The sequence below is a fragment of the Carnobacterium sp. genome (assembly GCF_045617425.1).
Lineage (GTDB): Bacteria > Bacillota > Bacilli > Lactobacillales > Carnobacteriaceae > Carnobacterium_B.
On the sequence record NZ_JAZLIO010000015.1, the window covers coordinates 124947 to 141040 of the forward strand.

A 16094-nucleotide genomic window follows, 5' to 3' on the forward strand; every position below is an offset into this window, starting at 1 on the left:
ATGTCTGTATTAACCGTTAAACTTCCCACAAATGGAGTGAACTACGAATTAAAGATTGAAAAAGGAATACTCAACCGCGTCAGTAATGAAGTCTCAAAAGTCTTTACTGGAGCTAAAATTGCCATTGTCACCGATGAAACCGTCTATGACCTTTACGCTAAGTCTATTATAAAAGATTTGGAAGCAGCGGATTATGAAGTGCAGTGCATTGTTTTGCCTCCTGGAGAACAGACTAAAACATTTGACACGCTGCCTAATCTCTACAGTGTATTCGCTGAGTTCGGCTTAACACGTAGCGACTTGATCATTGCTCTAGGTGGTGGTGTGATAGGTGACATCTCTGGTTTTGCCGCTTCGTCTTACTTGAGGGGTATCTCTTATATCCAAATTCCCACAACACTGCTAGCCCAAGTGGATAGTAGCGTTGGAGGAAAAGTTGGCGTCGATTTACCTGAGGGCAAAAACTTAGTAGGTGCTTTTTATCACCCCCTACTCGTCTTGATCGATCCATTGGTTCTAGAGACGTTGACGGATTCTGCCTTTGCTGATGGAATGGCGGAAGTAATCAAATATAGCTGTATAAAAGATCTTAATTTATTTCATCGTCTGATGGCACTATCTTCTCGAAAAGAAGTCATGCAGCACATCGATTGGATCATCGAAACCTGTTGCACGATCAAACAAGTGATTGTGCAGGCAGATGAAAAAGATTTGGGTGAACGAATGGTATTGAACTTCGGGCATACGTTGGGCCACGCTATAGAAGCGTACTACCAGTATAAAACCTATACCCATGGTCAAGGTGTGGCCATTGGCATGGTCGCTATCTCAAGAATTGCAGAATCCAAACAGCTGACAACAGTTGGAACCACTGAACGATTGATTACTCTTTTAAAACAGCATCATTTGCCTATTAAACTAGAGGATTTTGAAGATTACCCTAAACTATTGCCTTATATCAAAAAAGATAAAAAAAATATTGCAGGCAGTTTATCCGTGATTGTTTTAACTGACATCGGACGCGCTACTGTGCATCAAACGTCTCTATCCTTTTTCGATTCTTTAGACACTGGAGGAATAGCATGACTAATCTAACCCTTACTCCTAATGCGTTAAATGGAACTGTTATTGTCCCGCCATCTAAAAGTATGGCGCATCGTGCAGTGATTTGCGCCAGTTTAGCAGCAGGTCGTAGTACGATCAAGAATATTCAACTATCTGATGATATCCTTGCAACTATCGAAGGTATGCGTTCGTTTGGAGCGATTATTTCTTACGATGATCAGACATTGACAATCGATGGCATCCGTAATGGAGCTGCTAAGGAAAGCCGCACAATCAATTGCAATGAGTCCGGCTCTACCTTGCGTTTTCTGATTCCTTTAGCGACACTGTTTACAGGAGAAACGCACTTTATCGGTCAAGGACATTTAGGCAAACGCCCGCTTGAACCTTATCAAGAATTATTCGACGCTCAGTCACTCCACTATAATCAAGCCACAACTGAAAACCTACAGTTGAGTGTCGCAGGTCCTTTGACACCAGGCATCTATGAAATGCGTGGCGATATCAGTTCCCAGTTTATCACTGGTATGTTACTAACTTTGCCTTTACTTGCCGGAGACTCTGTCTTAAAAATTACGACTCATTTAGAATCGAAAGGCTACATTGATTTGACCCTGTCTGTCTTACAAGCCTTTGGCATTGTAATTGAACAAGATGAGACTGGGCAAGAATACCGCATTAAAGGCCAGCAATCTTATATCGCCCGTGATTACACAGTTGAAGGGGACTACTCACAAGCAGCCTTCTGGTTGAGTGCAAATGCATTAAGTAATGAGCTCTTGGTAAACGGACTAGATTCAGCTTCTCTACAAGGTGATCAAGCTATCGTCTCGATCTTAAATACATTGAACGGCGATTCTGCTAATAGTGAACGCATAATAGATGGAGCTCAAGTTCCCGATATTATTCCAGTAGTAGCTTTAGTCGCTGCATTAAGTAAAGGAAAAACAAAAATTATCAATCTGGAACGTCTACGGATCAAAGAAAGCGATCGCTTAGTGGCCACACAAAAAGAGTTGACTGCTTTAGGCGCACAGATTGAGATTGTAGGAGATTCACTTTTGATAGAAGGAGTCTTTAGACTATCAGGAGGTCAACATGTTTGGAGCCATAAGGATCACCGCATGGCTATGATGTTGGCCATTGCTTCAACGGTGTGCAAAGAACCAATACACATCAAAGACACAGATTGTGTCAAAAAGTCTTATCCCAACTTTTGGGAAACATTCCAACAACTAGGAGGAAAAATACATGAGTGGAATATGGGGTAAAAATTTACAACTCTCTTTATTTGGAGAGTCACATGGCGTGGCGATTGGAGTTACAATCAATGGTCTGCCTCCAGGTTTAGAAATAGATATGGACCAGATTTTAGTTGAAATGGCCCGCAGAGCGCCTGGAAAAAATGAATTGACGACACCAAGAAAAGAAAAAGATCACCCAGAAATTTTAAGTGGATTTTTAGATGGGAAAACAACTGGTGCACCACTGACTGCAATCATTTGGAACACAAATACGCGCTCAAAAGACTACAGTGTTTTGAAAGATGTTATGCGCCCAGGACAAGCTGATTACCCTGGACGCGTGCGTTACAACGGTCACAATGACCATCGAGGCAGCGGCCACTTTTCTGGAAGAATTACTGCTCCTCTCGTTTTTGCAGGTGCTATTTGTCAGCAATGGCTGAAACAAAAAGGCGTAACAGTAGGCTCTCATATTCAATCGATTGGAACAATCGAAGATGAAACTTTCGAGGATCAAGAAACGGTCACGTTAGAGCAAATCGAACAGTTCAAAGAAGAACAACTTCCTTTGTTTAATACTGAAAAAAAGACAGAAATGACCGACTTGATTTTGGCAGCAAAAGAAGATGGGGATTCTGTAGGCGGCATTGTTGAAACATTTGTCTTAGGATTAGATGCCGGGTATGGGAATCCATTTTTTGACTCAGTTGAATCTCAACTGGCTCACCTCGTATTTGCCGTTCCAGCCATTAAGGGTATTGAATTTGGGACAGGATTCGACATTACAAAAATGCGCGGTTCAGAAGCAAACGACGAATATTACTATGATGAACAAGGGCGCATTAAAACGCGTTCCAACAATAACGGTGGAATCATTGGTGGGATTACTTATGGCATGCCAATCGTTTTTAGAGCTGCTGTTAAACCCCCTGCTTCCATCAAAAAGAAACAACAGACGATCAATATCCAAGAAGGAACAGAGACTGAATTAGAAGTCGAAGGCCGTCATGATCCTTGTATTGTCCCACGAGTTCTGCCGGTCTTAGAGGCGGTTACCGCTATCGGATTAATGGATTTGATGCTTGGGGGACAATCGAATGAATGAATTGGAACAGTACCGCAAAGAGATTGATGAAATCGATCAAGAGTTGACACGTCTATTTGAATTACGTTTGAATACGGTTCTAAAAGTTGGCGAGTATAAAAAACAACATGCGTTGCCGGTATTGGATGCCACTCGCGAAAAAGCTGTTATTGAGCGAAACATCAACCGCTTAAAAGATACACAGTTCGAGCCACAAGTTACCCAATTCTTCCAATCGATGATGTACATTACGAAAGAAACTCAAACAACTCTCTTAAAATCAGAATCGTAATTTATCGATTTATTGCACAAAAACAGGTTATTCATGAACAGTTGTGTTCATTGAATAACCTGTTTTTTTATAGCTGATGTTGGGCTTTTTTCCTCCCAAAGATAACTTAATCCATTAAATTTATTTCTTCTAAATTCTCATATAGCTGTGGATACTCATGACACTTCGGATTTCTAGGTGAACATATTTCTCTTCCAAACGAAATCATTGCTTGATGCGCTCTTCCCCAATATTTGGCTGGGATAATTTCTGTTATACGTTCTTCAATTTGTTTGGGTGTGGCGTTTTCTTCTACTATTTTGTGATGTTTGCAAACACGTGCAACATGCGTGTCCACTGCAAAGGCATCTTGGTTAAAAGCAACATTCAATAAAATATTGGCTGATTTAGGTCCGATTCCTGTTAATGATTGCAATTCTTCACGTGTATTTGGAACTTTCCCTTCAAATGTTTCAAGCAATTGATGACTGCTTTTATAAATATACTTTGCTTTATTTCGGTAAAGTTCAATTGTTTTTATGTACGATTCAATTTCTTCCGTGGAAGACTTAATAACCGCTTGAGGATTTGGATAACGTTCGAATAACCGTTCTTTTACTTTCGCAACAGATTCATCAGTCGCTTGAGCACTCAATATAACGACCATCAACAATTGAAAAGGATTTTGATAATGCATCCGTTGGGACAGCATCGGGGTAGAGTTTCATAATTTCATAGACCACGTGTTGAGCAGCTTCTTTTGTTAGCATAGACATTTTTTCCTTCTTTCAATTCTCTCGAAATATATCCTGTCTTCAGTTAGAAAATTTTTGATTTGACTGGCACAACTTTAGTATATCTCATAACGAGCAAAAAAATCCCAGAAGTAATTTCTTCTTTCTGGGATCCACTATTTTTTCAATCCGCAAATTATGCGTGATAAGCTTGATCTGCTTCAGATAGCATGTTGTATACCCCCGCATAAGTTCCACACACATCTCCAGGAATAGTATAGTTGGATGTAACTTTACGCAATTGGGTAAATTCTTCCTCTAAATGTGGCTTACCGGTGGTACCTGCTTCTATTGTCTTTTCCTTCATTGTGTATTAACTATATTTCGTACTTCAAACGCTTCAGGATGATTCTTACCGTGTGCACGCGTAATTGCTAGTGTAAACATATCCAGTTTTTCAAAATTGCACTCCGGCACTTCATTGACTCTTGCCATTAGTGAATTCCTTCTTTCTTGTGTAAGTTATTTTTCTTTATAACAGCAGTATAGTCCATATGTCAAAACGGAAAATTGACCCACATCAAGTTTTGAAATCTTGACAAGCTCAAAAAAGCCAAAAAAACAAGTGATTGAGCGTTCACAATTAATCTCTTTGGCTTTTATGAAGTAACACCATCACACAGATTGCTAGGTCATTAAAGTAAAATCGACGCAATCAAATCATCAAATTTTCTAATATCGATATCTTTTCCTAAGCCAATTTTGATATTGCCTGCTCTCGTCCATAATTCAACTTCCGCATTGATATCAAAAGTTCCTGCATTTTCGGTGGACCACATGTTGATTGAACTATAAGGTAAAGAATAAATCTCGATTTTCTTCCCACGTAATCCTTGTGCATCACGAACAATCAGTCGTTTGTTCGTAAATATAGCCACATCTCTAATTGTTTTAAACGCTTCTACTGCTTCTTCTCCTGGAACCAATCTATCATTGATATCGCTTGGAATCGCGCATTTTTCAGAAAACGTCCAATTTATGTATTTTTCTAGTTCAGCCATTCTTCATTCTCCTTCTCAATCCTCATTATAAAGTTGAAAAAATTACTTTACTCATAAATTCCCAACAACACATTCATTGTACCTGTTATTTAATCTATAAATCTATCTCTTTTTATATTTGATTCAACTATGAAGGCGAAAAAAGCTAATTCTACACAAAGTAGAATTAGCTTTTTTGGGATATCTATTAAAAATAGTTGGATGTAAATTTAACTATTTGACTGTTCGTTATCGTACTTAAAAGAATATCAGTCTTCTACAAGATTGAACTGTCTTTATCTACTTTTCATTAACAGACTAATGGCTTGTTGGATATTTTCTTCTCCAGTACCGCCCTCTTTAATGTTTTCTTGTACACATTCTACTAAGTTTTCAGCCACAATCAAGCTAATAGCCCGATCAAGACTGGCACGAACAGCTGATAATTGTGTCACGATGTCCGCACACTCTTTTCCATCTTCAACCATCTTTAATACGCCATGCAATTGTCCATCAGAACGTTTCAACCGGTTCACAATTTTCACATTATATTCCATTAGACTGTATCACCTCTCCAAGAAGAGATACCGCCCATAACGTTGGTTACTTTGTATCCTTCTTTTGCTAACTGTTGACAAGCCATTGCAGAACGAGCTCCTGAGTGGCACATTACATAGTATTCTTGTTCTTTGTTTAACTGTTCTTTTTCATTTGACAAATCGCTTAAAGGTACATGAATAGCGCCTTCTATATGTTTAGAGCCCCATTCATCGCTTTCGCGAACATCGACTAATGAAACAGTTTCTTTTCTCCATTTTTGTTCAAATTCTGGCATTGATATTGAATTGTACATTATTTTTCCACCTTTTCTGGTCTAACTGTTGAATAAAGAGCAAATGCTCCATCCAAATTTTTAGCCTTATATTCATTTTGTTTTAAAATTCGTTCAGCAATGTAGCTGCGCAACCCGCTGTGACAACTTACAATGATGGGTTTGTCTTTAGGTATTTCTGATAATCGTTCACGTAACTGATCTAAAGGAATATTTAGTGCTCCTTTTAATCGGCCATTTTTTTCAAGTTCTCCTTCATTACGCACATCTAACAATAGATAACCTTCTTCTTGCTTTGATTCTAATTCATGCCATTGAATCGATTCGCTTACTCCTTCAATCAGATTCAAAGCTGCATAACCAGCCATGTTCACCGGATCTTTTGCTGATCCAAATGGTGGAGCGTAGGTAAACTCTAGCTCTGGCAAATCATGTATCGTCATGCCTGCTTTAATTGCTGTTGCAATGATATCAATGCGTTTATCTACTCCATCTTCACCTATCGCTTGTGCACCATAGATTTTTCCGTTTTCAGGATTAAATAATATTTTTAGCAAAATAGTACCTGCATTTGGATAATAACCGGCATGACTTTTCCCTTGGATATGAACGATTTCAAATTTTTCATTTGCCATTTTCAATTGTCTTTCGTTTAAACCAGTTGAAGCGGCCACTTGATTGAATACACGGACAATTGCCGTACCGATACTTCCTTTATTTTTTCGCGGCAATCCACTGATCACATCAGCAACTTGTCTGCCTTGACGATTAGCTGGAGAAGCTAAAGCAATCATCGTATCTTCTCCATTAATTTGTTGTTTTACTACAATCGCATCTCCGACAGCATAGATATCTTTTTGGCTTGTTTCATAGTATTCGTTCACCACTATCCCACCACGTACGCCTGTTTCAATACCTGCAGTTAGAGCCAATGTCGTTTCAGGTTTAACCCCTACCGACATTAATGTTAGATCACTGTCTAAGCGTTCACCATTATCAAGTACAACTACTTTTCCTTCTGCTTCAAATGATTCAGCAGCCAGTCCTGTATACAATTTGACCCCATTAGCTTTTAATTCTTTAGTGATATAAGCGGCCATTTCTTCATCTAAAGGCGGCAAAACGTGTGGTGCTTTCTCAATAATTGTAACGTCTAATCCACGATGAACTAAACTTTCAGCCATTTCTAAACCAATAAATCCAGCTCCAATAACGACAGCTTTTTTAGGCTGATGTAATTCCATGAAATCCGTGATTGCATCAACATCAGGAACCGAACGCAATTTGAAAATATTCTTTGCTTCTTCGATCCCTTTAGCTGGTGGGATAAACGGCTTAGCACCTGGAGAAAGAATTAATTTATCGTAAGATAAGGTATAGTCTCCTTCTGATGTTCGAACAGTTACTTCCTTTAACGAAGCATCTATTGCTACTGCTTCACTATGTGGACGAACATCTAGTTCAAAACGCGCTTGTAAAGCTTCTGGTGTTTGAACCAACAAGTCACTGCGTTCTTCAATTTCACCAGCGACATAATACGGTAGACCACAGTTAGCAAACGATACATACGGACCTTTTTCTAATACAATGATTTCAGCCGTTTCATTCAAACGTCTTAAGCGCGTAGCTGCAGACATTCCACCAGCGACTCCTCCTATAATAACAACTTTCATCACAATTTCCCTCCCTTTTTAGCTCCAGTCCAAGAAGACATGCCTCCGCGAACATTTACTACATCGTAACCTTGTTTCATTAGAAATTTCGAAGCTTTTTTGCTACGCATGCCAGATTGACAGATGACATAAGTTTTACCTTTGGGGGTATAATTAGCAATTTTACCTAATGGGACATTTTTAGCTCCAGGTATATGACCTCCCTGAAACTCATGAGCTTCACGTACATCAATAATTTGTGGTTTCTCCACTAACTTTTTCTCCAATTCATTGGTTGAAATAGATGCTACTGTTTTAAAAAACATCTTTATTCCTCCTATTTTTAATTTATTTTCTATTTTTGTTACTAAATATCCTTTCTAACATAATACCCTGTACCGTATTTATACATAATACTCCAAGGGGTATAAATTGTAAAGCATATTTGTTTAAAACCTACTAAAAAAATAGTAGCCACATTCAAGGCATTAATACTTGTTTTTCAACTGATAATTTGCTATGTTTAGATTGTAATTATTATAATTAAATAACTATTACGAAATGGAGTGATTAGGATAATGAGTATTGATTTTAAAGATCATGGCAAAAAACCTTATGTTGTAAATATTGAAGATGCTACAGTGCAAAATGATAACTACCGTACAACGATATGGACAGGCGCTAAATTACAAGTAACCGTCATGACTATTCAACCAAACGATGATATTGGCCTAGAAGTTCATCATGGAATTGATCAATTTATTCGCATCGAAGAAGGCCAAGGGCTATGCCAAATGGGACCTTCTGAAGATAACTTAAATTTTGAACAAGTTGTTTCTGAAGATGAAGCAGTATTGGTTCCAGCAGATATGTGGCACAATATTAAAAATACTAGTGACAAACCACTAAAATTATATACCATTTATGCTGGTCCTGATCATGTTGAAGGTACTATACACCCAACTCATGAAGACGCAGAAAACGATCCTAATGAACACTAAAAAAAGCCTCGCTTTATAAAAAAAGACTGTTTTGAGTCCAAATATTTGAGCAACAGCTCTAAATATTGGACTCTCATTTTTTGTAATTTATTAAATATAGACTAAGGAGGAGAATATATGGAGACACCACTATTAAACACAACCCAACTAGGCTACGAATTAGATGGAAAAGCTATTTTAAAAGGAATAACGCTGTCTGTTGAAGAGGGAGAATTCTTAACGATTACAGGACCCTCAGGAAGTGGAAAAAGTACCTTATTAAAAATTATTGCTTCACTCTTGTCTCCAACTGAAGGAACCGTTTCTTATCAAAGTAAACCAATTGATGACTACGAACCTACTGATTATCGCAAAGAAGTATCCTACTGTTTCCAAACAGCAACGCTTTTTGGAGAAACTGTAAAAGATAATCTAATGTTCCCATTCGTTATCAGAGATCAGCCTTTTAATGAAAAAAAAGCCTTAGATGCTTTAAAAAAAGTTGGTTTAGGAGCAGAGTATTTAACTAAATCAGTCAACGCATTGTCTGGTGGGGAAAAGCAAAGGGTAGCATTGATTCGTAATGTTTTATTTATGCCTAAAGTCCTCTTACTAGATGAAGTAACCAGCGCGTTAGATCATGAAAACCAAGAAATTATTCGTAATTTAATTCGTAATCTCAATCACGAACAGGGTGTTACAATCTTGTGGGTCACCCATAATGCAGTAGAGATTCAAGCTTCAAATCGTATTATTCAATTAGTTAATGGCGAAATGGAGGAACCGAAATGAACTTAGCTATTAATAATTCATCCTTATTCTTTGCAACTGCCTTAGTTGGTATAGCACTTATTGTTGTTTATAAAGAAAAGTTAGGCTTAGGTAAAGATATTTTAATCGGTGTTGTTCGAGCCGTTATTCAACTATTTGCTGTTGGTTATTTATTGGGCTATGTCTTTAAATTAAATAATATTATTGTGACATTAGCACTTGTTTTAGTTATTATTTTTAATGCCTCTTTTAATGCGGGGAAGAAAAGCAATGGTATATCAAATGCATTTAAAATATCTTTTATTGCAATCTTAACAGCTACTAGTTTAACTTTGATTGTTTTACTATTATCAGGAGCTATTTTATTCATCCCTTCTCAGGTTATTCCAATATCAGGAATGATTGCCAGTAACTCAATGATTGCGATTGGAATTTGTTACCGTAATTTGAACTCGAAATTTAAAGACCAACGTCAACAAGTATTAGAAAAATTGGCCCTAGGGGCAAATTTAAAACAAGCTTCTATCTCTATAGTACGTGATAGTATTCGTGCAGGAATGCTCCCAACAATAGAATCTGCAAAGACAATCGGAATTGTTAGTTTACCCGGTATGATGTCAGGATTAATGTTTGCTGGCGTAAACCCTACGCATGCGATAAAGTACCAAATCATGGTTACCTTTATGTTGCTATCCACTACAAGTATTGCATCTGTGATTGCTAGTTACCTGGCTTATAAAGAATTTTATACAGCAAGGAAACAACTAAAAGATTAAAACCAATAAAAAGTGTGTGAGCCTATCGGAAATTCCAATAGGCTCACACGCTTTTATATTTTTTTAACGCAACAAACGTAATCCATTCAAAATAACTAAAATCGTTGATCCTTCATGGAAGACAACTCCTACCGGCAAATCTAAATAACCTAAAAGGTTTAAAATCATCAGCATGATGATCACACTGATCGAGAAGAAAATATTTTGTTTAATAATTCCGTTCAATCTTTTGCTCAGGTGATAACTATAAAGCAATTTAGCTAAATCATTTTTTACAATCACCACATCAGCTGACTCTATGGCCACCGATGATCCACTACCCATAGCAATGCCGATCTCCGCATTCGCTAATGCGGGTGCATCATTGATTCCATCTCCAACCATGCCTACCACCTTTTTATTTCGCTGACTTTTTAAGATGTGTTTAATCTTATCTTCTGGAAGACAATTTGCTACATAATCATTTACTTTGACTTCCTTAGCAACTTTCGAAGCAACCATTTCATTGTCTCCAGTCAAAAGTACAACTTGAATACCTTCTTTTTGAAAACCAGCTACTGCTTCGATTGCTTCATACCGAATTTCATCAGAAAGAGAAATGTACCCCACAATTTCATTACTTTTCGCTACAAAAATAGTCGTATTTTCTTCAACTACTTTATCAAGATAATAATTTTTATCAGGATACCCAATAAACGTACTTGGTTTCCCTATTTCAATTGATCCTTTTCTAACGCCTTGTCCAGCTATTTCCTCCACAGGTTCTGAAGTATCAATGTCTTTAAATTTTCTGTTTTCAAAAGCTGCCACAATAGCATTAGCTATTGGATGGTTAGATTGTTGTTCCATATAAACCACTTCATTCAGAATATCTTCTGGAACTTCATAATTTAATACTCTGAAATCCCCAAATGTCAGTGTACCTGTTTTATCGCTATATAAAATATCCATCGTATTCAAAGACTCCATTGCTGCTCCGCCTTTAACTAACACCCCATTTTTTGCTCCATTACTGATAGCACTTAGTGTTGCTGGTGTAGCAGAAGCGACCAAAGCACATGGACTAGCAACGGTTAATAAAACCATTCCTCTATAAAAAGCTTCCTCAAAGCTATACCCATTAAAATAATAAAGACTCGCAATGAATAATGGGACCATAATTAAAACTACTAGCACGTATTTCGTTTCAAAACGATCAATAATTTTCGAAATTTTCGAAGGGCTTTTCTGCGCTTCTTCTACCATCCGTATAATATTTGAGAAGACGGTTTGATCACTCGTTTTATTCACTTCAAGATGAAAGGCATTCCCTTCATTGAAAGTTCCAGAAAATACTTCGGCTCCCTTTTCTTTTTCAACCGGCATTGATTCCCCAGTAAGGCTGGATTCATTGATTTGTGTTTTTCGGTCGGAATACCCATCAATAGGTATCTGTGCTCCTTTTGAAACGACTACAATGTCACCAACTTTTAACATTTCAGTAGGTACTTCACTAACTTCATCATTATCTTTTAGCAGTTGCGCTGTAGAAGGTACATGAGATAGCAACTCAGAAATAGCACTTTTTGATTTATTGGTTGCATAGGATTCTAGAGCTTCTGAGCCAGCAAAAATGAGCAATAATACAGCTCCTTCTGATTCATAATGAATCAAACATGCACCTAATGCTGCTAAAACCATTAGCAAATCAACATTTGGAGATTTAGAATGGATTGTTTCTGTCACAGCTTTTTCAGCTGAAAAGAACCCTAAAAAGAAAATTGCCCCATAAAAAGAAATTGAACTATAAAAACTTCCCATCGTATTTAAAATAAATCCAATAATCGTAAAAAAGACTCCAATGACTAAAAACTGTCCTGAACGCGTATTGCTTAAAAACTTCAACATTTCCCTCTTCCATTCTGTAATTATTTTTAAGTTAGTGGTTAGATTTCCCCTCCTTAATAAAAAATAAAAAAGACACACCTATAGGACAGTAGTACTGTCCCACAGGTGTGCCTTTTTAGCACTACTCTGCTATCACACATGTGTGATCCGGCCGCATGAACCTATAAGAGTTCACCGCCTGTTCAGATTTAATTGGCTCTCATTCTTATATTAGTTATAAGAAAGAAGAGCAAGTTAAATTAGATTTATATAAACTTATAATACCATTTACTAATTGAAGCATCAAATGTTACTCCACTTTTACTAAATTCAATCGAATTTACTCTATCAAACCAAGATGGCGGAAGGCTTTTTCCAGTCCGTCTTTATCAACACTATCGGTTATGTAATCAGCCATAGCTTTTATTTCTTTACCGCCATTTCCCATTGCTACACCTATTTCACAATACTCAAGCATAGGAATATCTATTTTTGCATCGCCAAAAGCTATCGTGTTCTTCTGATCAACTCCATGATGTTCTAATAATTTTTTGATAGCTGTTTGTTTTGTAATGTTTGCTAAAGCAATATCTCCAAACAAAGCTTGTTCACCTATACCTCCCCAAGTACCTACTTGAAAGTCAGAAAAAAACTCGGCTGCAGCTAGGTAATCTTCATACTCTTCTAAAATAAAACTGACTTTGTTCACGTCAGCTCGATACAATTGCCCATCAAAAATCATTTCTGGAAATGCTTGTCGCACCGTCATTCCTTCTGCCCCAGTTTTCCCTTTATAAGCAACATATTCTTTAACCGTTTGCTCTCCTCGTGTCTCAAACTGTTGACTTGCAAATAATCCGTTATTAGACTCTAAATAAAAAGCTAATCCACGATTGTTCAACCAATCGACGATCATTTTTTCTTGTTCTGCTGTTATTAATTGATGCAAAATAACTTCATCATTGCTTTCAACATAGTTGCCATTTCCACCAATATACCCATCAAAACCGATTTCTAATAGTTCAGCATACATTTCAGCCTTGCTGCGCCCAGTCACCGGGTACACTTTATGACCGTTGTCTTGTGCAGTTTTAATAGCTTTGACTGTAGAATTCGGTAATTCATTAGAATAATTTACTAATGTTCCATCCACATCTAAAAAAACATAGTTTGATTCCATAGTAACCTCCTTAAAAAGGTCATACTAAACAATAAGCATGACCTTCAAACTAAATTATCCTTTTGTATAGTCTACCTTTTCACCATTAGAAGCAATCACTTGTTTATACCAGTCAAAAGATTTTTTCTTCGAACGCGCCATTGTTCCATTGCCTTCATTGTCACGGTCTACATAAATAAAGCCATATCTTTTTTTCATTTCTCCAGTTGACGCGGAAACCAAATCGATACATCCCCAAGTCGTATACCCTAAAAGTTCTACTCCATCTTCGTCCACGGCTTCTTTCATTGCCTCGATATGCTGTTTTAAATAATCAATGCGGTAATCATCTACTATAGAACCGTCTGCACGAGGCGTATCGACCGCTCCTAATCCATTTTCAACGACAAACAACGGTTTTTGATAACGGTCATACAATTCATTGATTGTGATACGGAAGCCAATTGGATCGATTTGCCAGCCCCATTCGCTTTCTTCTAAATAAGGATTTTTAATGGAATCAAATATATTCCCACCTGCTTTTTCTTGTCCCTCTTGAGCGGCAGAAACTCGCGAAGAATAATAAGAGAACGTAATATAGTCAACCGTATGCTCTTTCAATAATTCCTTATCTCCTTCTTCAAAAGGAATTTCGATTCCTTCATTAAACAAGCGTTTCAGTGCATAGTTAGGGTATTCGCCACGAGACTGTACGTCAATAAAAAAATAATTTTCTTGATTGTCTACTTGAGCTTGACGAACATCTGCAGGATTGGGTGTATTCGGATAATACTGTCCAGCTGCAATCATACAGCCGACTTTATTTTCTGGATCTACTTCATGCGCGATTTTGGTCGCTAACGCACTGGCTACTAATTCATGATGAGCTGCTGTATATTTTACTTGTTCTTCGTTTTCACCCTCTTCAAATACTAACCCAGCTCCCATAAACGGTGCATGCAACAACATATTGATTTCATTGAAAGTGATCCAATACTTTACTTTTCCTTTATAATGATTAAATAATACGGTGACCAAATTTTTATAAAAACCAACTACTTTACGACTGCGCCATCCCCCATATTCTTTAATTAAATGGATTGGCATATCAAAATGTGTAATCGTAACAATGGGTTCGATGCCGTACTTAAGACATTCATCGATAAGGTTATCATAAAATTGCAACCCTGCTTCATTTGGTTCAGCCTCATCGCCTTTTGGAAAAATACGTGTCCAAGCCAAGCTAAAACGATAAGATTTAAATCCCATTTCTCTAAATAAAGCAATATCTTCCTTATAATGATGGTACATATCAATGGCTTCTTTAGCTGGATAAAAATGGTCTTCATCAAAATCCAGATGTTTCATTTGACCTGTTATGATTGGGTAACGGTCTTCTCCAATTGGAACGACATCTACATTCGCTAAACCTCGGCCATCCGCGTTATAACCACCTTCACTTTGATTAGCAGCAGTAGCCCCACCCCAAAGAAAATCTTTATTAAATCCCATCTTTTTTCCTCCTAATAAACTCAGTTTTATCTTACTTACATCTTATCTAAACGGTTTCATGATTTCAATCTCTTATATACAAGTAGAAGATTCTTACACATACTTTCTAAATTTAACGATTCCTCTTGTAAAACCTGTACACAAAAACATATACTATTTGTGTAAGGAAGGAGTCTTTTTATGCTGCTTATTGAACGATTAAAACATACTTCATTTTCAGATGCTGAACAAGTACTAGTAAGTTACCTCATAGATCATCCTGAAGGCTTACAAGACATGACGACTCAAAAAATTGCAGATTTAACTCATACGAATCCTACGAGCCTTATTCGTGTAGCGAAAAAAATGGGATTTAAGGGTTGGCTAGACTTAAAAGAAGCTTACCTTGAAGAATGGCAATACCTCAATAGCCACTTTACAGCTATTGACGCAAACTTACCATATGATCAAACGGATCATTTGGTTTCTATTGCCCATAAAATAAGCACACTGCAACAAAATACTATTCAGGACACTTTATCACTAATAGATTCTCAAGATTTGGAGCACGCACAAAAACTCTTACTACATGCTGACGAGATCAAAGTATTCGCGAGCCAAACGAACGCACTCATTGCTCAAGACTTCGTCACTAAGATGCGTAGAATCAACAAAAAAATTACTATTTCTTCCACTTATGATTATAGTACGTATGAGGCTTTTAATAGCGGCAACAGAACTTGTGCCCTTATTATTTCATACACAGGTGAAGATGATTCTTTCATAAAATGCATGGAAATTTTGAAAAAGCAAGGAGCCTCCACTATTAGCTTAACGAGTATAGGAGATAATTTTATCGCAACACATAGCGATTGTTCATTAAAAATCACTACTCGAGAAAAACTTTATTCTAAAATCGGAAATTTCACCTCAACCACATCTGTCATTTATCTATTGAATCTTTTGTATTCTATCGTCTTTACTGCAGATTATGAACTAAACTTGAATCACCTCATTAAAATTGGTCGTTCAACAGATACCCGAAAAACAACTATCGATATCATTAAAGAACAGTCTTAATCGAATAAATAAAGATTAATAATCAGTATTTTTGATTCATTTATGCACA

General features: G+C 37.1%; 17 protein-coding genes, 1 pseudogene and 1 riboswitch. Of the genes and pseudogenes, 8 read left to right on the forward strand and 10 right to left on the reverse strand.

Features of this window, described 5'->3' with window-relative positions; translation table 11 throughout:
* From aroB to ACKI3H_RS07985, 4 genes are read left to right on the forward strand one after another with little or no spacing between them, the layout of a single operon-like run.
* Positions 1 to 1086: a 3-dehydroquinate synthase gene (gene aroB / locus ACKI3H_RS07970; RefSeq protein ID WP_407371749.1), complete on the forward strand. Its 1086-nt coding sequence runs from the start codon at positions 1 to 3 to the stop codon at positions 1084 to 1086.
* Positions 1083 to 2336, forward strand: coding sequence for a 3-phosphoshikimate 1-carboxyvinyltransferase (gene aroA, locus ACKI3H_RS07975; RefSeq protein WP_407371750.1), 1254 nt, complete (start codon positions 1083 to 1085; stop codon positions 2334 to 2336). The genes aroB and aroA overlap by 4 nt, the downstream gene beginning before the upstream one ends.
* Positions 2317 to 3414 carry a chorismate synthase gene (aroC, locus tag ACKI3H_RS07980; RefSeq protein WP_407371751.1) on the forward strand — a complete coding sequence of 366 codons (1098 nt, stop codon included), beginning with the start codon at positions 2317 to 2319 and terminating at the stop codon, positions 3412 to 3414. Before aroA ends, aroC begins: the two co-directional genes overlap by 20 nt.
* Complete coding sequence (locus ACKI3H_RS07985; protein WP_407371752.1) at positions 3407 to 3685, forward strand: chorismate mutase; 279 nt, start codon at positions 3407 to 3409, stop codon at positions 3683 to 3685. Before aroC ends, ACKI3H_RS07985 begins: the two co-directional genes overlap by 8 nt.
* A 106-nt stretch (positions 3686 to 3791) precedes the next feature.
* Here ACKI3H_RS07985 and nth read toward each other — a convergent pair.
* The 7 genes and pseudogenes from nth to ACKI3H_RS08020 form a co-directional block, all read right to left on the reverse strand.
* A pseudogene (gene nth / locus ACKI3H_RS07990) lies at positions 3792 to 4434 on the reverse strand (endonuclease III).
* Between the two features lie 160 nt (positions 4435 to 4594).
* Positions 4595 to 4765, reverse strand: coding sequence for a hypothetical protein (locus tag ACKI3H_RS07995; RefSeq protein WP_407371753.1), 171 nt, complete (start codon positions 4763 to 4765; stop codon positions 4595 to 4597).
* A gap of 328 nt (positions 4766 to 5093) precedes the next feature.
* Complete coding sequence (locus ACKI3H_RS08000) at positions 5094 to 5459, reverse strand: PH domain-containing protein (RefSeq protein ID WP_007722078.1); 366 nt, start codon at positions 5457 to 5459, stop codon at positions 5094 to 5096.
* A gap of 275 nt (positions 5460 to 5734) precedes the next feature.
* Entirely contained in the window at positions 5735 to 5995 is a 261-nt protein-coding gene (locus ACKI3H_RS08005) for a metal-sensitive transcriptional regulator (RefSeq protein ID WP_407371754.1), read from the reverse strand.
* The gene (locus tag ACKI3H_RS08010) at positions 5995 to 6291 is read right to left on the reverse strand and encodes a rhodanese-like domain-containing protein (protein ID WP_407371755.1); all 297 of its coding nucleotides are present in this window, start codon (positions 6289 to 6291) and stop codon (positions 5995 to 5997) included. The genes ACKI3H_RS08005 and ACKI3H_RS08010 overlap by 1 nt, the downstream gene beginning before the upstream one ends.
* On the reverse strand, positions 6291 to 7943 hold the full coding sequence (locus ACKI3H_RS08015) for an FAD-dependent oxidoreductase (protein ID WP_407371756.1): 1653 nt from the start codon (positions 7941 to 7943) through the stop codon (positions 6291 to 6293). The genes ACKI3H_RS08010 and ACKI3H_RS08015 overlap by 1 nt, the downstream gene beginning before the upstream one ends.
* Complete coding sequence (locus ACKI3H_RS08020; RefSeq protein WP_407371757.1) at positions 7943 to 8248, reverse strand: rhodanese-like domain-containing protein; 306 nt, start codon at positions 8246 to 8248, stop codon at positions 7943 to 7945. The genes ACKI3H_RS08015 and ACKI3H_RS08020 overlap by 1 nt, the downstream gene beginning before the upstream one ends.
* A gap of 252 nt (positions 8249 to 8500) precedes the next feature.
* On the opposite strand from ACKI3H_RS08020, the gene ACKI3H_RS08025 reads away from it, so the two are divergent.
* The 3 genes from ACKI3H_RS08025 to ACKI3H_RS08035 all read left to right on the forward strand — a co-directional run bounded on the left by ACKI3H_RS08025 (position 8501) and on the right by ACKI3H_RS08035 (position 10449).
* The gene (locus ACKI3H_RS08025) at positions 8501 to 8923 is read left to right on the forward strand and encodes a cupin domain-containing protein (RefSeq protein WP_023179409.1); all 423 of its coding nucleotides are present in this window, start codon (positions 8501 to 8503) and stop codon (positions 8921 to 8923) included.
* A gap of 117 nt (positions 8924 to 9040) precedes the next feature.
* Positions 9041 to 9694 carry an ATP-binding cassette domain-containing protein gene (locus ACKI3H_RS08030; RefSeq protein WP_023179411.1) on the forward strand — a complete coding sequence of 218 codons (654 nt, stop codon included), beginning with the start codon at positions 9041 to 9043 and terminating at the stop codon, positions 9692 to 9694.
* Positions 9691 to 10449 carry an ABC transporter permease gene (locus ACKI3H_RS08035; protein ID WP_023179412.1) on the forward strand — a complete coding sequence of 253 codons (759 nt, stop codon included), beginning with the start codon at positions 9691 to 9693 and terminating at the stop codon, positions 10447 to 10449. The genes ACKI3H_RS08030 and ACKI3H_RS08035 overlap by 4 nt, the downstream gene beginning before the upstream one ends.
* A gap of 63 nt (positions 10450 to 10512) precedes the next feature.
* On the opposite strand, the gene ACKI3H_RS08040 is transcribed toward ACKI3H_RS08035, so the two are convergent.
* The 3 genes from ACKI3H_RS08040 to ACKI3H_RS08050 form a co-directional block, all read right to left on the reverse strand.
* Complete coding sequence (locus ACKI3H_RS08040; RefSeq protein ID WP_407371758.1) at positions 10513 to 12336, reverse strand: heavy metal translocating P-type ATPase; 1824 nt, start codon at positions 12334 to 12336, stop codon at positions 10513 to 10515.
* Positions 12337 to 12428: 92 nt separating this feature from the next.
* Positions 12429 to 12532: riboswitch (NiCo riboswitch) on the reverse strand.
* Positions 12533 to 12655: 123 nt separating this feature from the next.
* The gene (locus ACKI3H_RS08045) at positions 12656 to 13495 is read right to left on the reverse strand and encodes a Cof-type HAD-IIB family hydrolase (protein ID WP_407371759.1); all 840 of its coding nucleotides are present in this window, start codon (positions 13493 to 13495) and stop codon (positions 12656 to 12658) included.
* A 54-nt stretch (positions 13496 to 13549) separates the two neighbouring features.
* On the reverse strand, positions 13550 to 14986 hold the full coding sequence (locus tag ACKI3H_RS08050; protein ID WP_407371760.1) for a 6-phospho-beta-glucosidase: 1437 nt from the start codon (positions 14984 to 14986) through the stop codon (positions 13550 to 13552).
* Positions 14987 to 15166: 180 nt separating this feature from the next.
* Between ACKI3H_RS08050 and ACKI3H_RS08055 the strand changes: the two genes are divergently transcribed.
* Positions 15167 to 16045 carry a MurR/RpiR family transcriptional regulator gene (locus tag ACKI3H_RS08055; protein ID WP_407371761.1) on the forward strand — a complete coding sequence of 293 codons (879 nt, stop codon included), beginning with the start codon at positions 15167 to 15169 and terminating at the stop codon, positions 16043 to 16045.
* The last annotated feature ends 49 nt before the right edge of the window (positions 16046 to 16094 follow it).